The sequence below is a fragment of the Roseovarius sp. SCSIO 43702 genome, assembly GCF_019599045.1.
Classification (GTDB): domain Bacteria; phylum Pseudomonadota; class Alphaproteobacteria; order Rhodobacterales; family Rhodobacteraceae; genus Roseovarius.
Window position 1 is genome coordinate 927,257 of record NZ_CP080623.1, and the last position, 17,835, is coordinate 945,091.

At 70.2% G+C, this 17,835-nt stretch carries 20 protein-coding genes; 12 read left to right on the forward strand and 8 right to left on the reverse strand.

What is annotated here, in order from left to right; genetic code table 11:
• Positions 1–21: 21 nt before the first annotated feature.
• Positions 22–528 carry a DUF2244 domain-containing protein gene (locus tag K1T73_RS04345; protein WP_220602755.1) on the forward strand — a complete coding sequence of 169 codons (507 nt, stop codon included), beginning with the start codon at positions 22–24 and terminating at the stop codon, positions 526–528.
• Positions 529–538: 10 nt separating this feature from the next.
• Here the strand turns inward: K1T73_RS04345 and K1T73_RS04350 are convergent, their stop codons facing one another.
• The 4 genes from K1T73_RS04350 to K1T73_RS04365 all read right to left on the reverse strand — a co-directional run bounded on the left by K1T73_RS04350 (position 539) and on the right by K1T73_RS04365 (position 4,046).
• Positions 539–1,405: a branched-chain amino acid aminotransferase gene (locus K1T73_RS04350; protein WP_220602756.1), complete on the reverse strand. Its 867-nt coding sequence runs from the start codon at positions 1,403–1,405 to the stop codon at positions 539–541.
• Positions 1,406–1,435: 30 nt separating this feature from the next.
• Entirely contained in the window at positions 1,436–2,317 is an 882-nt protein-coding gene (locus tag K1T73_RS04355) for a sulfotransferase domain-containing protein (protein ID WP_220602757.1), read from the reverse strand.
• A 91-nt stretch (positions 2,318–2,408) separates the two neighbouring features.
• On the reverse strand, positions 2,409–3,446 hold the full coding sequence (gene trpS, locus K1T73_RS04360; protein WP_220602758.1) for a tryptophan--tRNA ligase: 1,038 nt from the start codon (positions 3,444–3,446) through the stop codon (positions 2,409–2,411).
• Between the two features lie 93 nt (positions 3,447–3,539).
• The gene (locus K1T73_RS04365; RefSeq protein ID WP_220602759.1) at positions 3,540–4,046 is read right to left on the reverse strand and encodes an HdeD family acid-resistance protein; all 507 of its coding nucleotides are present in this window, start codon (positions 4,044–4,046) and stop codon (positions 3,540–3,542) included.
• Positions 4,047–4,233: 187 nt separating this feature from the next.
• On the opposite strand from K1T73_RS04365, the gene K1T73_RS04370 reads away from it, so the two are divergent.
• Positions 4,234–4,929, forward strand: a complete 696-nt coding sequence (locus K1T73_RS04370) for a rhomboid family intramembrane serine protease (RefSeq protein WP_220602760.1) — start codon at positions 4,234–4,236, stop codon at positions 4,927–4,929.
• Between the two features lie 12 nt (positions 4,930–4,941).
• On the opposite strand, the gene murJ is transcribed toward K1T73_RS04370, so the two are convergent.
• The 4 genes from murJ to cobU all read right to left on the reverse strand — a co-directional run bounded on the left by murJ (position 4,942) and on the right by cobU (position 8,811).
• The gene (gene murJ, locus K1T73_RS04375) at positions 4,942–6,483 is read right to left on the reverse strand and encodes a murein biosynthesis integral membrane protein MurJ (protein WP_220602761.1); all 1,542 of its coding nucleotides are present in this window, start codon (positions 6,481–6,483) and stop codon (positions 4,942–4,944) included.
• 295 nt (positions 6,484–6,778) lie between these two features.
• Positions 6,779–7,654: a glutathione S-transferase gene (locus K1T73_RS04380; protein WP_220602762.1), complete on the reverse strand. Its 876-nt coding sequence runs from the start codon at positions 7,652–7,654 to the stop codon at positions 6,779–6,781.
• Between the two features lie 57 nt (positions 7,655–7,711).
• Complete coding sequence (locus K1T73_RS04385; protein WP_220602763.1) at positions 7,712–8,284, reverse strand: histidine phosphatase family protein; 573 nt, start codon at positions 8,282–8,284, stop codon at positions 7,712–7,714.
• On the reverse strand, positions 8,281–8,811 hold the full coding sequence (cobU, locus tag K1T73_RS04390) for a bifunctional adenosylcobinamide kinase/adenosylcobinamide-phosphate guanylyltransferase (protein ID WP_220602764.1): 531 nt from the start codon (positions 8,809–8,811) through the stop codon (positions 8,281–8,283). The genes K1T73_RS04385 and cobU overlap by 4 nt, the downstream gene beginning before the upstream one ends.
• Positions 8,812–8,904: 93 nt before the next feature.
• Here cobU and K1T73_RS04395 point away from each other — a divergent pair, with 93 nt between their 5' ends.
• The 10 genes from K1T73_RS04395 (at position 8,905) to K1T73_RS04440 (ending at position 17,834) form a co-directional block, all read left to right on the forward strand.
• Positions 8,905–9,783 carry an RNA polymerase factor sigma-32 gene (locus K1T73_RS04395; protein ID WP_220602765.1) on the forward strand — a complete coding sequence of 293 codons (879 nt, stop codon included), beginning with the start codon at positions 8,905–8,907 and terminating at the stop codon, positions 9,781–9,783.
• Positions 9,780–10,550, forward strand: coding sequence for a ChaN family lipoprotein (locus K1T73_RS04400; protein ID WP_220602766.1), 771 nt, complete (start codon positions 9,780–9,782; stop codon positions 10,548–10,550). Before K1T73_RS04395 ends, K1T73_RS04400 begins: the two co-directional genes overlap by 4 nt.
• 57 nt (positions 10,551–10,607) lie before the next feature.
• Positions 10,608–11,807, forward strand: a complete 1,200-nt coding sequence (gene coaBC / locus K1T73_RS04405; protein WP_220602767.1) for a bifunctional phosphopantothenoylcysteine decarboxylase/phosphopantothenate--cysteine ligase CoaBC — start codon at positions 10,608–10,610, stop codon at positions 11,805–11,807.
• Positions 11,808–11,853: 46 nt separating this feature from the next.
• A complete protein-coding gene (gene dut / locus K1T73_RS04410) occupies positions 11,854–12,315 on the forward strand; it encodes a dUTP diphosphatase (protein ID WP_220602768.1) in 462 nt (153 codons plus the stop codon).
• A complete protein-coding gene (locus tag K1T73_RS04415) occupies positions 12,315–13,373 on the forward strand; it encodes a HesA/MoeB/ThiF family protein (protein ID WP_220602769.1) in 1,059 nt (352 codons plus the stop codon). Before dut ends, K1T73_RS04415 begins: the two co-directional genes overlap by 1 nt.
• 179 nt (positions 13,374–13,552) lie before the next feature.
• The gene (locus tag K1T73_RS04420) at positions 13,553–15,565 is read left to right on the forward strand and encodes a M3 family metallopeptidase (RefSeq protein ID WP_220602770.1); all 2,013 of its coding nucleotides are present in this window, start codon (positions 13,553–13,555) and stop codon (positions 15,563–15,565) included.
• Positions 15,566–15,627: 62 nt separating this feature from the next.
• Complete coding sequence (locus tag K1T73_RS04425) at positions 15,628–16,083, forward strand: universal stress protein (RefSeq protein WP_220602771.1); 456 nt, start codon at positions 15,628–15,630, stop codon at positions 16,081–16,083.
• Between the two features lie 132 nt (positions 16,084–16,215).
• Entirely contained in the window at positions 16,216–16,779 is a 564-nt protein-coding gene (locus tag K1T73_RS04430) for a NifU family protein (protein WP_220602772.1), read from the forward strand.
• Entirely contained in the window at positions 16,769–17,428 is a 660-nt protein-coding gene (gene tsaB / locus K1T73_RS04435; protein WP_220602773.1) for a tRNA (adenosine(37)-N6)-threonylcarbamoyltransferase complex dimerization subunit type 1 TsaB, read from the forward strand. Before K1T73_RS04430 ends, tsaB begins: the two co-directional genes overlap by 11 nt.
• Positions 17,421–17,834 (forward strand): GNAT family N-acetyltransferase, encoded by a 414-nt coding sequence (locus K1T73_RS04440; protein WP_259400446.1) that lies wholly within the window; start codon positions 17,421–17,423, stop codon positions 17,832–17,834. The genes tsaB and K1T73_RS04440 overlap by 8 nt, the downstream gene beginning before the upstream one ends.
• Position 17,835: the final 1 nt, after the last annotated feature.

Sequence of the window (17,835 nt, forward strand, 5' to 3'; positions counted from 1 at the left end):
CGGGGCGCTAGAACACTGGCCATGCCCTATGAATGGACATCCGAGCGGGGCGAGGCCCCGGGCCGCCGCCTGGTCCTCTGGCCGCACAGGTCGCTGCCGCGCAAGGGGTTCGCGGCGTTCATCCTGGTGACGTCGGCGATGCTCACCGTGCCGCTTCTGCCGCTGCTGGGGTCGCTCGCGCTCTGGGGGTTGTTGCCGTTCCTCGTGATCGCGGTCATGGCGGTGTGGTGGGCGCTCCAGCACAGTTACCGCACGGGCGAGATGCGCGAGGCGCTCAGCATCGGGCCCGAGACCGTCTCGCTCCGCCGGATCGAGCCGGACGGGCGCGAACGTGTCTGGGACTGCAACAGCCATTGGGCGCAAGCCTGCCTCTATCCCAGCGAGGGGCCGGTGCCGCATTACATCACCCTGCGCGGCGAGGGGCGCGAGGTCGAGCTGGGCGCGTTCCTGTCGGAGGAGGAGCGCAAGGCGCTTTTCCCCGAGTTGCAGACGGCCCTCAGCCGGGCGCGGCGGGGCGGCCCGGGATGACCGGGACCGGTCAGCCGGTCGAGTGTGCCCAGTCCCAGTAGAGCTCGCGCGCGCGGCGCGTGACTGGCCCGATCTGGTAGGAGGTGTCGTCGAAGGCGGTGACCGGGGTGATCTTGGACATGTTGCCGGTGACGAACACCTCGTCGGCCTCGTGGAAATCCTCGAAGCTCATCACGCATTCGCGCACGTCGTAGCCATCGGCGCGCAGGTTCGAGATATGCCGCGCGCGGGTGATCCCGGCAAGGAAGGTGCCGTTCGGCACGGGCGTCATCACCACACCGTCCCTGACCGCGAAGACGTTGGCGGTGGCGGTTTCGGCCACGTTGCCCACCGCGTCGGCCACGAGCGCGTTCCTGAAGCCCTTGGCCTTCGCCTCGGCCAGCATCCGCGCGTTGTTGGGATAGAGGCAGGCGGCCTTGGCGTTGACCACCGCGTTCTCGAGCACGGGGCGGCGGAAGCGCGTGCGGGTGAGCGTGGTGGTCACGTCGTCGCCGGCAAAGGGAATCTCCTCGAGCGAGATGGCAAAACCGGTCTCGCCGTCCTCCTTCGGGACGATGGCGGAATGGCCGCCGTCGATGGCCCAGTACATCGGTCGGATATAGACCGCCGCGTCGGGGGCGAAACGCTTCAGCCCCTCGCGGACGATCTCGACCATCTCCTCGGGCGTGACCGTGGGTGTCACCATCAGCGCGCGGGCCGAGGCGTTGACGCGCGCGCAATGCAGGTCGAGATCGGGGGTGAGGCCATTGGCATAGCGCGCGCCGTCGAAGACGTTGCTGCCAAGCCACATGCCGTGATCGGCCGCGCGCATGACGTGGATGTCGCCCTCGTGCCAGCGGCCTTCGAAAAAGGTCTGGATGTTCTTGCCCGTTGCCATGCCTGTCCCTCCGTCGTTACGGGGCCGACACTATGCCGCGCGGTCGAGCGCGTCCAGCGCGTCGCGGTAGGTTTCGAGGCCGAATTCCGCGCCCATGGTTCCGGCCCATCGCGCGCCATATCGCGCGCGGATGGCGGGGGGCACGAGATGCGCCTCGCCGGCCACGCGGCCCTCGTGCACCTTGGATGCGGCGCCGCCCGGGGGCAGGCCGCAGGCGGCATCGCGCGCGGCGCGCAGGAGGTGGTCGTCGAACTGCCGCTCATGGGCCTTCATGAAGTCGAAGGACGCCTGCCGCGTGGCGATGGCGATGGTCTGCGCATCGTCCAAGCCGAGGAAGGCCGCGACCCGCGCGACCGTGCGGGGCAGGTCGGCGCGCATGTGCTCGTAGGCCAGCAACAGCACCTCGTCGCGGTTCCGCACCCGCCACCACGAGGCCGCGTGGGTCCAGTAATCATCGCGGTCGGAACGGTCGAGATAGTCGAGCGCGAATTCGTCGAGCCCAATGCTGCCCGGTTCGAAGAACCACCCTTCGAGGAAGCGGAAAAGCGAGCGCATGGCATCGACGGGATCGCGCAGGACGACGATGTACCGGCCGCCCTTCGGGATCTCGTGCCAGCCCAGATGGCTCTTGAAGGCGCGGGGCGCGGGCTGGTCGCCGGGGATGGCGAGGCCCATGTCATGCGCCATCTCGATCCACGGCACGGCGGCGGTGATCTCGTCGAAGGCCATGTCGCCGCCGGTGCGCAGGCCATGGACGATCTGCTGCATCCAGGTGGTGCCGCACTTGGCATAGGGCGCGATGAAGACGTCGGTGGGGTCGGGGCGGTAGGCCAGTCCGCGGGCCCGGCCCTCGGCGGTGGCGAAGCGGGCGGAGGCGGCCTTGTATTCGGCCATGCCGCGCGGGCGGTTCATGTCCGGGCACCGCGGGGGCGACAGGGGCGGCGTGACGTATCCATCCTCATGTAAAGAAAGGAAAAATACCCGTCCGTCGCCCGTGACGCGGTCATGCGCCGACCATGCCCATGATCTCGTAGGTCTTGCGCATGATCGGGGCCGCGATCTCGCGCGCGCGCTCGGAGCCGCGGGCGAGGATCGCGTCGATCTCGTCCACGTCCTGCATGAGGCGCGCCATCTCGGCCGAGATGGGGGCGAGGCGGTCGACGGCGAGATCCGCGAGCGCGGGCTTGAACTCGGAGAAGGGGCGTCCGCCCATCTCGCGCATGACATCCTCGACGCTCAGGTCGGCGAGGCCCGCGTAGATGTTGACGAGGTTGCGCGCCTCGGGCCGATCGGCCAGCCCGTCCACGTCCGAGGGCAGCGGCTCGGGGTCGGTCTTGGCCTTGCGCACCTTCTTCGCGATGGTGTCGGCGTCGTCGGTCATGTTGATGCGGCTCATGTCCGAGGGGTCGGACTTGGACATCTTTTTCGACCCGTCGCGCAGGGACATGACCCGCGTGCCCGCGCCCTCGATCACCGGCTCGGTGACGGGGAAGAAATCGACGCCGTAGTCGTGGTTGAACTTGATCGCGATGTCGCGCGTGAGCTCGAGATGCTGCTTCTGGTCCTCGCCCACCGGCACCTGCGTCGCGTGATAGACGAGGATGTCGGCGGCCATGAGCGCCGGGTAGGCGAAGAGGCCGAGCGAGGCGTTCTGCGCGTTCTTCCCGGCCTTGTCCTTGAACTGCGTCATCCGCTGCATCCAGCCCATGCGCGCCACGCAGTTGAAGACCCAGGCCATCTGCGCGTGTTCGGGCACCTGGCTCTGGTTGAAGAGGATCGAGCGTTCGGGATCGAGCCCCGACGCGATGAACCCCGCGGTCAGTTCGCGCGTGGCGTGGCGAAGCGCGGCGGGATCCTGCCAGACGGTGATCGCGTGCATGTCGACCATGCAGAAGATCGACTGGATCCCCCGTTCCTGCGCGCCCGCGAAGCGTTTCAGCGCACCGAGATAATTGCCCAGGTGCAGGTTGCCCGAGGGCTGGATCCCCGAGAAGACGCGGGGTGTGAAATTTGACAGGTTGCTTTCGCCCTCGGATGTCATGGTCGAGAGGCTCCGTTATCTCAGGTGGTGGTTAACGGTGCGATTAAGCCCCGCACGGTGCCGGGTCAAGCCACCGCCGGGACCCCCGGGCCGTCAGCTTCGCCGCGCGGCAAGTCCGAGGCCGAGCGCGGCCGCACCGTTCGACAGAAGCTCGATCCCCAGGAGCAGGCCGAGCGTGATCGCGGCGGTTCCCGGCAGGCCCAGCAGGATGACGATCCCGAGCCCTGCCGAGATGCCGCCGGAGATGAGAACCAGCGCCTTGAACCCGCTCGTGTCGAGGCTGAAGCCCACCATCAGCTTGAAAAGCCCCGAGATCACGAAGGCCACGCCCGCGAGGATGGTGAGCGTCACCAGCCCCGAAAGCGGGTCGATGAGCAGAAGGATCCCCAGCACCAGCGTCACCGCGCCCATCAGGACCGCCCAGAGACGCCCCTCGTCGCTGCGCAGGGCGGCGGCGATCTGAAGGCCGCCCAGGATCAGGAAGGCCCAGGCCGCGAAGATCTCGACCGTGATCGAGGCCGCGAGCGGGTTGAAGACGGCCAGAAGGCCGGCCAGCAGAAAGAGGACGCCGAGGATGATGAGAAGCGTGCGGGGGGTCATTGATTTCGTTCCGATCCTGGTATGGGGCCGCGCGGGGGCGGGGTCGAGCGGACCTTATGCCGAAAACGGGCCGGGTGGGAAGCGCGGGGACGATCGCGGCGCGATGCGCTGGAAAAGCGGCCGGCGCTGCGATAGAGGGAACTGGCGGGCCGATCGTCGCCCGCCCCCCCGCCGCAGCGAGGCCCGCATGACCGATCAGCTCCCACCGCCCCAGCACCCCGTCAACCCGCTTCCGCCGGTGGTGGTGGCGCTTTTTCTCGCGCTGGTCGGGGTCGAGGCGGCCTTCGTGCTGGGTGAGCAGGGCATGATCGGCGGGCGCGAGGCGGTCGGGTGGCGGCAGGCCGCGATCCAGGCCTACGGATTCAACGCCGATATCCAGAAATGGATGCTCGAGAACGGTGTCTTTCCGCCCGCGCACCTGATGCGCTATTTCACCTATCCGTTCATCCACGGGTCGTTCGCGCATGTGGCCTTCTCGGCCGTGATCCTTCTCGCCATGGGCAAGTTCGTCGGCGAGGTGTTTCGCGGCTGGGCCGTGCTGGCCGTGTTCGTGGTCTCCTCGGTGCTGGGGGCCATGGTCTACGGGCTGTTCACGCTCGAGCAGCCCTGGCTGATGGGAGCCTACCCGGGGGTCTATGGCCTGATCGGGGCGTTCACCTACCTGCTCTGGCTGCGGCTGGGGCAGTTGGGCGAGCGGCAGATCCGGGCCTTCTCGCTCATCGGGGTGCTGATGTTCATCCAGTTGATCTTCGGGCTTTTCTTCGGCGCGAGCAGCATGTGGATCGCGGATGTGGCCGGGTTCGCGGCGGGGTTCGCGGTCTCGGTTCTCGTGGCGCCGGGCGGCTGGGCGCGGCTGCGCGACCGGTTGAGGCAGCGCGGCTGAGCCCGCCCGCTTCTAGCGGCGCAGCGCGCTGCGGAACTCGGCCAGCGAGAAGGCGCGGAACAGCGCGCCGAGCAGGAAATACGACAGCGCCCCGAAACCGATGAGCGCCAGGAGCGCGAGCCAGCGCCAGCCGGGGAGCGCGAAGAGCGGACCCAGGAGCAGCATCAGCCAGGCCAGCACCGCGCCCATCAGGACCGAGGCGAGCGCGATCCGCCACGCGCGGCGGCGAAAGCGCGCGTCGAAGCGCGTCGTCTCGCCCAGGCGCCGGGCGCCCACCACCAGCAGCACGAGCATCGCCCAGCCCGCCACCGTGGTGGCGATCGCCGCCGCGATCCAGCCGATATAGGGCGCGAGGCCCACGGCGATCACCGCGTTGACGACCATCGCGACCACGGCATAGCGGAACGGGCTGGTGGTGTCCTCGCGTGCGAAGAACACCGGCTGCAGCACCTTTTGCAGCACGAAGGCCGGCAGGCCGAGGCCGTAGACCGTGACGGCGAGGGCGGTCGCGGCGGTGTCGTCGGTGGTGAACGCGCCCCGCTCGAAGAGGACCGAGACAAGCGGCAGCGGGATCACGACGAGCGCCACGGCGCAGGGCAGGGTCAGCACGAGGCACATCTCGCCCGCGCGGCTGAGCGCCTCGCGCCCGCCGGTGTCGTCGCCCGCCTTGAGGCGACGCGAGAGGTCCGGCAGCAGGACGATGCCGATGGCGATGCCCACGACGCCGAGCGGCAACTGGTAGAGCCGGTCGGCGGCGTAGAGCCAGCTGACCGCGCCCTCGTAGTTCGACGCGACAAGCTGACCGACAAGGAGGTTGATCTGCACCACACCGCCGGCGAGCGCGGCGGGGATCGCGATGCGGACGAGGCGGCGCATCTCGGGCGTGAGGCGCGGACGGCGGAGGCGGACCGAGAGACCCGCCCGCCGCGTCGCCACCCAGACGAGCGCCAGTTGCGCCACGCCCGCGAAGGGGATGGTCCAGACCAGTGCCTCGACCACGCGGGTGCTGCCCGATAGCGCGGCAGCCGCCATGGCGGCGCAGAGCATGATGTTGAGAAGCACTGGCGCGGCCGCGGCGGCGGCGAAGCGGCCGGCGGCGTTGAGCACGCCCGAGAAGAGGGCCGCGAGCGAGATGAAGAAGATGTAGGGAAAGACGATGCGTCCGAATTCCACCGCCATGTCGAAACGCTCGTCACCCGCGAAGCCCTCGGCCGTGATCCAGACCAGCGCCGGCATGAAGATCATCGAGACCGCGCAGAGGATGAGCAGCACGAAGGCGAGCCCGCTCATGGCCTGCGAAGCGAAGCCCTCGGGGTCGTCGTGCGCCTCGAGGCGCTTGGAGAACATCGGCACGAAGGCCGCGTTGAAGGCGCCTTCGGCGAAGAAGCGGCGGAACATGTTGGGCAGGCGGAAGGCCGCGACGAAGGCGTCCATCACCGGGCCGGGACCGATGAGGTTGGTGATCATCACATCGCGCACGAAGCCCAGCAGGCGGCTCATGAGGGTCCAGCCGCCGACGGTGAGGATGCCGGAGAGAAGCCGGACGGGTTTCATGACGGGGCCTTTCGCTCGGGCGTGCTGGCCGAAGCGTTAACGGATCGTGCGAAGCTGGGGAAGGGGCGAGCCGCGCCGCGAGGTGCGAATCGTGGTTAACGGCGGGGTTTTGCGGGGATTCGCGACGTCGGTATCCATGTCGGTATCCACGTCGGTATCGCGTCGGTGTTTCGGGGCGCGGCCGGCATGGTTAAGGGGGCGTGCGGTGGGAAAGGGTTAACGGGGGATCAAGGCGCGCTCCTGGCGCGGGGATCGCCCCAAGGGGGCCGTTTGGCGGCCCGCGGAGCGTGACGAGCTATCCGGCATCCCTCAGCGCCACGAAATCCGGCCAAGCGTCTGGGTCGATCACCGTCTTGTCGCGGCATGTCGCGTTGCAGAAGCCGAAGCGGCGTCCGTCGGTTTCGAGAACGTGGGTGACGGGGCGGCCCGAATAGGGGCAGGCGGTGTTCTCGGCCCCGGTCCCGTCGACGGCGCGGGCGGGGCGTGGCGCGGGGCCGGGCCATGGCGCGGGTGGAAGGTCCTGCGCGTAGGGCATGGGATCGTAGCGTTGCAGAAGCCCCATCGCGCGCCATTGCCGGAAGAGCGGCTGGGCCAGCGTCGCCGCAACGTAGGCGCGCGCCGTCTCGCCCACCGGCAGGCCATAGCCCGCGATCCGCGCGGCGACGGGCGCGTAGAACGCATCGGCGAGCGAGTAGCGCCCGAAGAGCCACGGCCCGTCCGAACCGTGGCGCGTGCGGGCGAGGGACCAGAGCGCCTCGATCCGATCGAGATCGGCGCGCACGGCCGCGGAGGGGGTGAACCCCTCCCACGCATGGGCAAGCTGCATGGGGCAGGCGGATCGCAGGGCGGTGAAGCCCGAATGCATCTCGGCCACGATGGACCGCGCGAGGGCGCGCGCCGCCGGGTCCCCGGGCCAGAGGCCCGCGTCGTGGTGCCGCTCGGCCAGCGTTTCGCCCATGGCGAGCGTGTCGTAGATCACCACCCCCTCGGCGTCGCGCAGGACCGGCACGAGGCGCGCCGGCGCGAGCGGGGCCAGGTCGCGCGCCATGGTGCCCGAGTAGAGCCCGACCATGTGGACGCGATGCGGAATGTCGAAAGCGGCCAGCATGAGCCAGCCGCGCAGGGACCAGCTTGAAAACGTGCGGTCACCGATGAAGAGGTCGTAGGTCATGCGCCACGATAGCGCAGCGCGCGGGCGGGTCGAAACGCGATTATGTGCGCGCGGCGATCACGGGCGGTGATTGATCGCGCCGAGCCGCCATCTGCCGCCCCGGTGGACGATCTCGGTCACCGAGAGGTTGTCGATACGGTTGGCGAAGGTCTCGTACCCCGTCAGGCCCGTGGCGCGCTGCACCTGGGTGAGGATCGCACCGAAATGCGCCACGACGATCACGTCGCGCCCCGGATGGGCCGCCACGAGCCGGTCGGCGGCGGCGGACACGCGGGCCGAGACCGCGTTCCAGCTTTCGCCCGCGGGCGGCGCGATGTCGCCCGGCGTGTCCCAGTAGGCGCGCAGGCGGTCGCGGTCCTCGATCTCGTCGGAGTGGCGCATCTCCCACGCGCCGAAATTGATCTCGCGCAGGTCCGGGTCGTGGGGCAGGCGCGGGCGGTCGCGCGCGATGGCGTCGGCGGTCGTGACCGCGCGGGCGAGGTCGGAGGAAATGACCGGCGCATCGCCGGGCAGGTAATCGGAAAGCTGCGCGATGGCCGCGCTGTCGGAGAGATCGGCGGGCAGGTCGGACCAGCCCACCATGCCGCGCGCGTGGGTGGGGCCATGGCGGACCCAGTGCAGCCGCGTCATGGCAGCGTGCCCTTGAGCGCCAGAGGCAGGCCCGCCGTCACCTGCACCACCAGGTCCGCCCGCGCCGCGAGCTTCTGGTTGAGCCGGCCCTGCGCCGTCTGGAACGCGCGGCCCAGCGACGTGTCGGGGACGACCGAATGGCCCACCTCGTTCGTGACGATGATGACGGGCGCGGCCGAAAGCGCGAGCCCGGCCATCAGCCCGGCCTCGGCCTCGGCCAGGTCCGAGCCCGCAAGCATGTGGTTGCTGAGCCAGAGCGTCGCGCAGTCCATGAGCACCGCGCTGTCGCCGCCGATCGTCGCCAGCGCGCGGCCCACCTCGAGCGGTTCCTCGAGCGTCGTCCAGCGCCCGCCGCGCCCGTTGCGATGGGCGGCGATCCGGTCGCGCATCTCGTCGTCATGGGCCTCGGCGGTGGCGAGATAGACGCATGGCCGCCCCGTGCCGAGGGCGAGCGTTTCGGCATAGGCGGTCTTGCCCGAGGCGGCGCCGCCGATGACCAGGGAGACGGATGGGAGCGTGAACGTCATGAAATGTGATCCGATTCATTGGAACCTGCGTAAGCCCGAAAGACTTAGCCAGAAAGGGGTGCGCTTCAAGCATCCAAATCGACGGGGGAAATCATGGCTCTGGATGCGACGGAAACCTTCTCCATGTCCCGCAAGGCCATGTCGGCCGAATTGCTGGACGCCGAGACCGAACTCGACCTTGCCTACGCGTGGCGCGACAGGCGGGACGAGGCCGCCCTGCATCGTCTCATCACCGCCTACATGCGGCTCGCGATCTCGATGGCGTCGAAATACCGCCGCTACGGCGCGCCGATGAACGACCTCATCCAGGAGGCGGGCCTTGGTCTCATGAAGGCCGCCGACAAGTTCGATCCCGACCGGGGCGTGCGGTTCTCGACCTACGCGGTCTGGTGGATCAAGGCGGGCATCCAGGATTACGTGATGCGCAACTGGTCGATGGTGCGGACCGGGTCGACCTCGAGCCAGAAGTCGCTTTTCTTCAACATGCGCCGGGTCCAGGCCCAGATCGAGCGCGAGGCCGCCGCACAGGGCGAGGAGCTTGACGGCCACCAGCTTCGCGAGATGATCGCGTCGGAGGTGGGCGTGCCGCTGCGCGATGTCGAGATGATGGAGGGCCGGCTTTCGGGGTCGGACCTGTCGCTCAACGCCACGCAATCCGTCGAGGACGAGGGGCGCGAGTGGATCGACACGATCGAGGACGAGGGCAAGCGCGGCGACGAGATGGTCGAGGAGGATCACGATTTCGTGACGCTCAAGGGCTGGCTTCACGAGGCGATGGAGGCGCTGAGCGAGCGCGAGCGTTTCATCCTGCGCGAGCGCAAGCTCTGCGAGGACGCGCGCACGCTCGAAAGCCTGGGCGAGGAGCTTGGCCTCAGCAAGGAGCGCGTGCGCCAGGTCGAGGCGGCGGCGCTGGGCAAGATGCGAAAGCAGCTCGAGAAGAACGGACCGGAGGTGCAGAGCCTCCTCGCATGAGGATCCTGTTCGCCCTGGTCTTCCTGCTCTGCGCCGCCCCGGTGGCGCGGGCGCAAAACGTGTTCGTGCTGGGCGAGATTCACGACAACCCCCATCATCACGCGGAACAGGCCGCGCGGGTGGCCCGGATCGCGCCCGCGGCGCTCGTGTTCGAGATGCTGACCGAGGCGCAGGCGGCGCGGGTGACGCCCGAGCTGATCGCCGATCCCGACACGATGGCCGAAGCGCTTGGCTGGGACCGGAGCGGCTGGCCCGATTTCGCCCTCTATCACCCGATCTTCGCCGCCGCGCCCGGTGCGGCCATCCACGGCGCCGCCCTGCCGCGCGCCGACGCACGGCGCGTGGTGGCCGAGGGCGCCGCGGCCGTGCTGCACGCCGACGCCGCGCGGTTCGGGTTGCTCGAACCGCTGGACCCGGCCCAGCAGGCGCGGCGCGAGGCGTTGCAGCGCGACGCGCATTGCGGCGCGCTTCCCGAGGAGATGCTGCCCGCGATGGTCCTGGTGCAGCGCGCGCGCGACGCCGTGCTCGCGCGGGCCGCGCTCGACGCCTTCGAGGCGACGGGTGGGCCGGTCGTGGTGATCACCGGGAACGGCCACGCGCGCAAGGATTGGGGGATGCCCGCCGCGCTGGCGCGGGTGGCGCCCGCTCTTGACGTTCACGCGCTGGGCCAGGCCGAGCGCGGGCAGGTTCCGCCCGGCCCGTTCGACGAGATCGTCTCGCACGAGGGCGTGGCACGGCCCGATCCCTGCGATGCCTTCCGGCAATAGCTTGTGTCGGGCGCGGGGCGGACTTAGGGTCTGGCGGACCTGACGAGGAGCCTTTCGATGCTGGCCCAGAAGCGCATTCTCCTGATCATCGGCGGCGGAATCGCGGCCTACAAGGCGCTCGACCTCATCCGGCGCCTGCGCGAGCGGGGGGCGGCGGTGACGCCGGTGCTCACGCGCGCGGGCGCCGAGTTCGTCACGCCGCTGTCGGTGTCGGCGCTGGCGGGGGTGAAGGTGTTCACCGATCTTTTCGACCTCACGGACGAGGCCGAGATGGGCCATATCGAGCTGTCGCGCTCGGCCGACCTGCTTGTCGTGGCGCCGGCCACGGCGGACCTTATGGCCAAGATGGCGCAGGGCCACGCGGATGACCTGGCCTCTACGCTGCTCATGGCGACGGACACGCCGGTGATGATCGCGCCCGCCATGAACGTGCGGATGTGGGAGCATCCGGCCACGCAGCGCAACCTCGCCACGCTCAAGGGCGACGGGATCGCGGTGGTGGGGCCGAACGCGGGCGACATGGCGTGTGGCGAATACGGGCCGGGGCGCATGTCCGAGCCGCTCGAGATCGTGGCCGCGGTGGAGCGCGCGCTGGGCCGGGGGCCTCTTGCCGGGCGGCGCGTGCTGGTCACGTCGGGCCCCACGCACGAGCCCATCGACCCGGTGCGCTATATCGCCAACCGCTCGTCCGGGGCGCAGGGCACGGCGCTGGCCGCGGCGCTGCGCGATCTGGGCGCCGAGGTCACGTTCGTTACCGGCCCGGCCAGCGTGCCGCCGCCCGAGGGCGTGGAGGTGGTGCGGATCGAGACCGCGCGCGAGATGCTGGAGGCGGTCGAGGCCGCGCTGCCGGTGGAGGCCGCGATCTTTGCCGCCGCCGTGGCCGACTGGCGCGTGGCGAGCGCGAGTGACCGGAAGATGAAGAAGACGAAGGGCGGCCTGCCCGCCCTGGACTTTGCCGAGAACCCCGACATCCTGGCCGAGGTGGCGGGCAGGGGCGAAGAACGGCCGAAGCTGGTGGTGGGCTTTGCCGCCGAGACCGACGACGTGGTCGAGAATGCCACGGCGAAGCGCGCGCGCAAGGGCTGCGACTGGATCGTGGCGAACGACGTGAGCCATGGCACCGGGATCATGGGCGGGGCCGAGAACGATATCACGCTCATCACCGGGGACGGGGCCGAGGACTGGCCGCGCATGTCGAAACGCGAGGTGGCCGCGAAACTGGCCGAGCGGATCGCCGAAGCGCTGGGCGGGTCATGAGCGGTGGTGCCGGGATGACGCGGGAGAGGCGTGCCGGGGGTGCCGCGTGGTGACGCTCGCGATCTGCTGGGAGGAGGGCGCGGACCGGGCGCTGGGTCTGCCCGCCTACGAGACCGCGGGCGCGGCGGGCGCGGATCTGCGCGCGAATTTCCCCGAGCACGCGCGCGCCGGCGTGACGCTCGCGCCGGGCGAGCGGGCGCTGGTGCCCACCGGGCTGCGCCTTGCGGTGCCCCAAGGCCACGAGGTCCAGGTGAGGCCGCGCTCGGGGCTGGCGCTCAGGCACGGGATCACGATCCCGAACAGCCCCGGCACGATCGACGCGGATTATCGCGGGCCGCTGGGCGTGATCGTGATGAATGCGGGGACGGAGCCCTTCCACATCGCCCATGGCGACCGGATCGCGCAGATGGTCGTGGCGCCCGTGGTGCAGGCGCGGATGGTCGAGGTCGAGACGCTTGACGACACCGCGCGGGGCGCGGGCGGTTTCGGCTCGACGGGGGTCGGCTGATGCTGCTGGTGCTGGGCATGGCGGTGGCGATCTGGGGCCTTGGCGCGCTGGTGGGTGCGCCGCCCCGGACGCGGGGGGTGATGATCACCTGCCTGTGGCTGGGGGTGATCCTGCTTCATGCACTCCTGCCCGCCGGTCATCCGCTCAGGCAGGCCACGGGCGAGACCGCGGTGCCCTGGGTGATGCTGGCCGGGGCGGCGGCGCTGGCGTTCGCCTATTTCACCGGCGTCGGCTGGCTGCGCCGGAAGGTGCGCGCGCGCGAGCGCGAGACCGGCGCGCGCGACGAGGAGGGGGGCGGACGGCTTTTCTCGGAGGCCGAGCTTGACCGGTACGCGCGCCACATCGTGCTGCGCGAAGTGGGCGGGCCGGGGCAGAAGCGGCTCAAGGAGGCGCGCGTGATGGTGGTGGGGGCGGGTGGCCTGGGCGCGCCGGTCCTGACCTATCTTGCCGCTGCCGGGGTCGGGCGGATCGGGGTCATCGACCATGACGAGGTCTCGCAATCGAACCTGCAACGGCAGGTGATCTTTCGCGACGACCAGACCGGGATGCCCAAGGTCTTCGCAGCCCAGGCGAGTGTTGCCGCGCTCAACCCGCATGTGGAGCTTCGACCCTATCACCGGCGCCTGACCGAGGAGATCGCGGCCGACCTCTTTGCCGAGTATGACCTCGTGCTGGACGGGACCGACAATTTCGAGACGCGGTTCCTGACCAATCGCGCGGCGGTCGCGGCGGGCCGGCCGCTCGTCTCGGGGGCGATGTCGCAATGGGAGGGACAGGTGAGCGTCTTCGACCCCGCCCAAGGCGCGCCCTGCTACCAGTGCATCTTTCCCGAGGCGCCTGCCGAGGGGCTGGCGCCCTCCTGCGCCGAGGCGGGGATCATCGGCCCGCTGCCGGGGGTCGTGGGGTCGATCATGGCGGTCGAGGCGATCAAGGTCATCACCGGCGCGGGCGCGCCGCTGCGGGGCGAGATGCTGATCTATGACGGGCTTTACGGGGAGAGCCGGAAATTCGCGCTCGCGCGGCGCGAGGACTGCCCCGTCTGCGGAGGCGCCGCGTGATCGCGCGCCTCGCGGTGCACGGTCTCGTGGCGATCGTCCTGACCCTTCTCACGCAGGTGGGCCGCCTCGCCGCGCGGCGCGGTATGACGACCACGTCCACGTAGAGCTTGGGCGCCGAGGATAGCCGTTGCCGCGCGGGCGGGGGCGCGTTACCTCTGCGCGCAAAGGAGACCTCATTCATGACCAATCCGCTGCTTGACGACTGGACCACGCCTCACCGGATCGCCCCCTTCGACCGGATCGGCGACGAGGATTTCGCGCCCGCCTTCGAGACCGCGCTTCTCGAGGCGCGCGCCGAGGTGGCGGCGATCGCCGAAAACCCCGAGGCGCCGGATTTCGCCAACACGATCGAGGCGCTGGAGACGGCCGGCGAGGCGCTCGACAAGGTTCTGGGGGTCTTCTTCACCGTGGCGGGGGCGGACAGCAACCCCAAGCGGCAGGCGCTGCAACGGGAGTTCAGCCCGAAGCTTGCCGCCTACACGTCGGACGTGACGGGCAACCGCGCGCTCTTTGCCCGGATCGAGGCGGTGTGGGAGGCGCGCGAGACGCTCGATCTCACCGACGAGCAGGCGCGTCTCCTGATGCTGACGCGGCGGCGGTTCGTGCGGGCGGGGGCCGCGCTCGAAGGCGAGAAGGCGGCGCGGATGAAGGCGATCATGGGCCGGCTCGCCGAGCTTGGCACGGCCTTCACGCAGAACCTGCTGGCCGACGAGGCGGAGTGGCAGATGGACCTGGCCGAGCGCGACTTGGAGGGGCTGCCCGAGTTCCTGCGCCGCGCGGCGCGCGCCGCCGGAGAGGAGCGGGGCGCGGAGGGGCCGGTGATTACCCTGTCGCGCTCGCTCATCGTGCCGTTCCTGCAATTCAGCCCGCGCCGCGACCTGCGCGAGCGTGCGTTCCGCGCCTGGGCCGCGCGGGGGGCGCGGGGCGGCGAGACCGACAACCGCGCGATCGCCGCCGAGACGCTGAAGCTGCGCGAGGAACGCGCGCGGCTCCTGGGCTACGAGAGCTTCGCGGCGTTCAAGCTCGAGACCGAGATGGCCGGCACGCCGGGCGCGGTGCGCGACCTGCTGATGAGCGTCTGGGGCCCGGCGAAGGCGCGGGCCGAGGCGGATGCGGCGGTGTTGACCGCGATGCTGCGCGCGGACGGGATCGACGGACCGCTCGAGCCGTGGGACTGGCGCTACTACTCCGAGAAGCGGCGGGCGGCGGAGCATGATCTCGACGAGGCCGAGCTCAAACCCTACCTGCAACTCGACCGGATGATCGAGGCGGCCTTTGCCTGTGCGCACCGGCTTTTCGGGCTCGAGTTCGCGCCGCTCGACGTGGCCCTCTACCATCCCGATTGCCGCGCGTGGGAGGTGACGCGCGACGGGCGGCACGTGGCGGTGTTCATCGGTGATTATTTCGCGCGCGGCTCGAAACGCTCGGGCGCGTGGTGCAGCGCGATGCGCGGTCAGGCGAAGTTTCCCGAACCGCAGGGGCCGGTCGTCATCAACGTGTGCAACTTCGCCAAGGGCGATCCCGCGCTCCTGAGCTATGACGACGCGCGGACGCTCTTCCACGAGTTCGGCCATGCCCTGCACCAGATGCTCTCGGACGTGACCTACGAGTCGATGAGCGGCACCAGTGTCGCGCGCGATTTCGTGGAGCTTCCGAGCCAGCTCTACGAGCATTGGCTCGAGGTGCCCGAGGTCCTGTCGGAATTCGCCACCCATGCCGAGACCGGCGAGCCGATGCCGGAGGCGCTTCTCGAGAAGGTGCTGGCGGCGGCGACCTATGACATGGGGTTCCAGACGGTCGAATACGTGGCCTCGGCCATGGTGGATCTCGATTTCCACGACGGTCCCGCGCCCGCGGACCCGATGCAGCGCCAGGCCGAGACGCTGGAGCGGCTGGAGATGCCGCACGCGATCACCATGCGCCACGCGACGCCGCATTTCGCGCATGTCTTCGCGGGCGACGGCTATTCGAGCGGGTATTACAGCTACATGTGGTCCGAGGTCATGGACGCGGATGCCTTCGCCGCCTTCGAGGAGGCGGGCGGCGCCTTCGACGCGGCGCGCGCGCAGGCGCTCGAGGATCACATCCTGAGCCGGGGCGGATCGGAGGAGGCCGAGACGCTCTATCTGCGGTTCCGGGGGCGGATGCCGGGGGTCGAGGCGCTGCTGAAGGGGCGCGGCCTCGCGGCCTGACGGTAGGAGTTGCGCGGGTCCGACCCTTGCGCCATGATCGCGCCGATTACGGAGAGACCCCGATGCGCAAGTTCCTTGTGGTGCTGGATGACAGCCGCGAATGCCTCAACGCGATGCGCTTTGCCGCGATGCGCGCCGCCCATACCGAGGCCGGGGTCACGATCCTCGCGGTGATCCCGCCCGAGGAGTTCAACCACTGGATCGGCGTGGGCGACATCATGCGCCAGGAGGCCCGCGAGCGGATCGAGGCGCATTTCGAGGTCTTCGCCAAGTGGATGCGCGACAAGCAGGGGATCGACCCCGAGCTTGTCATCCGCGAGGGCGAGCCGGTGGCCGAGATCATCGCGCAGGTGCAGGAGGACCCGGAGGTGGGCGTGCTGGTCCTTGGCGCGGGAAGCGACCGCAAGGGGCCCGGGCCGCTCGTGACGCAGCTGTCGCGCAACTCGGGTTCCCTCCCGATCCCGATCACCATCGTGCCCGGCGACCTGAGCAAGGAGCGCCTCGAGGAGATCACCTGAGGCAGGAGGATCGTGCGGGTTTCGCGGGACCCGGGGCCGGCACGGGCCGAGGGCCAATTTAGAATCGTTCCAAAACTTGACTCGGGCGGCCCGGGGGCGCATATCGGTAGCCGAGAGAGAAAGGACCGTCCGATGTTCATTCAGACCGAATCCACCCCGAACCCCGCCACGCTCAAGTTCCTGCCGGGGCAGACCGTGCTCGACACCGGCACGGCCGATTTCCCGAGCGCGGAGGCAGCGGGCAAATCGCCGCTTGCCGAGCGCATCTTCAAGGTGCAGGGCGTCACGGGCGTGTTCTTCGGGCATGATTTCGTGACCGTCACCAAGGACGACGCGACCGAGTGGGAGCATGTGAAACCCGCGATCCTCGGCGCGATCATGGAGCATTTCCAGTCCGGCAAGCCGATCATGACCGGCGGCGAGGATGCCGCCTCGGGCCATGCCGAGCACACCGGCGAGGATGGCGAGATCGTGAGCCAGATCAAGGAATTGCTCGATACGCGCGTGCGCCCGGCCGTGGCGCAGGACGGTGGCGACATCACCTTCCACGGCTTCGAACGCGGTGTGGTCTACCTGCATATGCAGGGCGCCTGTGCCGGCTGCCCCTCCTCGACGATCACGCTCAAGATGGGGATCGAGAACCTCCTGCGCCATTACATTCCCGAGGTGACCGAGGTGAGGCCCGTTGCCGTCTGACGGGCTGGTCCTCGGGGTCGATACCTCGGGCCCCTATTGCAGCGCCGCCCTGATCCGGGGCGGCGATCTGCTTTGCGAGACCCACCAGGCGATGACGCGGGGCCAGTGCGAGGCGCTTTTCCCGCTGCTGGAAGACCTGCTTTCGCAGGCGGGCGCGGGCTGGCGCGACCTGGCTCTGATCGGCGTGGGCGTGGGACCGGGGAATTTCACCGGCATCCGCATCGCGGTGTCGGCGGCGCGCGGACTGTCGCTGTCGCTGGGGGTGCCGGCGGTCGGCGTGACGCTGCTTGAGGCCGTGGCGCTTGACACGGGCGGGCCGGTCCTGGCCGCGGTCGCGGCGCCGCAGGACCGCGTTTACCTGCAGGGGTTCGGGACGCGCGCCGACGTGCCGCTGACCCTGATGCCGGTAGAAGAGGTGCCGATGTCCTGGGCCGGGGAGGGGCTGGAGGTGGTGGGCGCGGAGGCCGCGCGGATCGCCGCCCGGCTCGGGGTGCGCCATGCGCCTGCCGTCCATGCGCCGGGTGCCGCCGTGGCGCGGGTCGCGGCGCGGCGCCCGCCGAAAGAGGTGACGCCGCCCGTGCCGCTTTACCTGCGGCCGGCCGATGCCGCCCCGCCGCGCGACATGCCCCCCGTGATCGTCGATGATTGATCCCGCCGCCATGGCCGCGACCCATGCGCGCGCCTTCGCGGAGCAGGGGCGCGGCTGGCGCGCGGAGGAATTCGCGGCGCTGCTGGCCTCGGCGCATGTGATCGCGGCGGGCGATGCGGACGCCTTCGCGGTCCTGCGCGTGGTCGCGGACGAGGCGGAGGTGCTGACCGTCGCGACCGATCCCGCGAGGCAGCGGCAGGGCCGCGCGCGCGCCGCGCTGGCGGCGGCTCTGGCCGAGGCCACGGCGCGGGGCGCGCGCCGGGCCTTCCTCGAGGTGGCCGAGGACAACGCGCCCGCGCGCCGCTTCTACGCCGCCGAGGGTTTTGCCCAGACGGGCCGGCGGTCGGGATATTACCGGCGCGCGGGGGCGGCGGTGGACGCGGTGCTGATGGCGCGCGCGCTCTGAT

Excerpts from the sequence above, each read along its gene's own strand:
- K1T73_RS04345 (WP_220602755.1), top strand. The coding sequence starts at position 22 with ATGCCCTATGAATGGACATCCGAGCGGGGCGAGGCCCCGGGCCGCCGC.
- K1T73_RS04350 (WP_220602756.1), bottom strand. The coding sequence starts at position 1,405 with ATGGCAACGGGCAAGAACATCCAGACCTTTTTCGAAGGCCGCTGGCAC.
- K1T73_RS04355 (WP_220602757.1), bottom strand. The coding sequence starts at position 2,317 with ATGAACCGCCCGCGCGGCATGGCCGAATACAAGGCCGCCTCCGCCCGC.
- trpS (WP_220602758.1), bottom strand. The coding sequence starts at position 3,446 with ATGACATCCGAGGGCGAAAGCAACCTGTCAAATTTCACACCCCGCGTC.
- K1T73_RS04365 (WP_220602759.1), bottom strand. The coding sequence starts at position 4,046 with ATGACCCCCCGCACGCTTCTCATCATCCTCGGCGTCCTCTTTCTGCTG.
- K1T73_RS04370 (WP_220602760.1), top strand. The coding sequence starts at position 4,234 with ATGACCGATCAGCTCCCACCGCCCCAGCACCCCGTCAACCCGCTTCCG.
- murJ (WP_220602761.1), bottom strand. The coding sequence starts at position 6,483 with ATGAAACCCGTCCGGCTTCTCTCCGGCATCCTCACCGTCGGCGGCTGG.
- K1T73_RS04380 (WP_220602762.1), bottom strand. The coding sequence starts at position 7,654 with ATGACCTACGACCTCTTCATCGGTGACCGCACGTTTTCAAGCTGGTCC.
- K1T73_RS04385 (WP_220602763.1), bottom strand. The coding sequence starts at position 8,284 with ATGACGCGGCTGCACTGGGTCCGCCATGGCCCCACCCACGCGCGCGGC.
- cobU (WP_220602764.1), bottom strand. The coding sequence starts at position 8,811 with ATGACGTTCACGCTCCCATCCGTCTCCCTGGTCATCGGCGGCGCCGCC.
- K1T73_RS04395 (WP_220602765.1), top strand. The coding sequence starts at position 8,905 with ATGGCTCTGGATGCGACGGAAACCTTCTCCATGTCCCGCAAGGCCATG.
- K1T73_RS04400 (WP_220602766.1), top strand. The coding sequence starts at position 9,780 with ATGAGGATCCTGTTCGCCCTGGTCTTCCTGCTCTGCGCCGCCCCGGTG.
- coaBC (WP_220602767.1), top strand. The coding sequence starts at position 10,608 with ATGCTGGCCCAGAAGCGCATTCTCCTGATCATCGGCGGCGGAATCGCG.
- K1T73_RS04415 (WP_220602769.1), top strand. The coding sequence starts at position 12,315 with ATGCTGCTGGTGCTGGGCATGGCGGTGGCGATCTGGGGCCTTGGCGCG.
- K1T73_RS04420 (WP_220602770.1), top strand. The coding sequence starts at position 13,553 with ATGACCAATCCGCTGCTTGACGACTGGACCACGCCTCACCGGATCGCC.
- K1T73_RS04425 (WP_220602771.1), top strand. The coding sequence starts at position 15,628 with ATGCGCAAGTTCCTTGTGGTGCTGGATGACAGCCGCGAATGCCTCAAC.
- K1T73_RS04430 (WP_220602772.1), top strand. The coding sequence starts at position 16,216 with ATGTTCATTCAGACCGAATCCACCCCGAACCCCGCCACGCTCAAGTTC.
- K1T73_RS04440 (WP_259400446.1), top strand. The coding sequence starts at position 17,421 with ATGATTGATCCCGCCGCCATGGCCGCGACCCATGCGCGCGCCTTCGCG.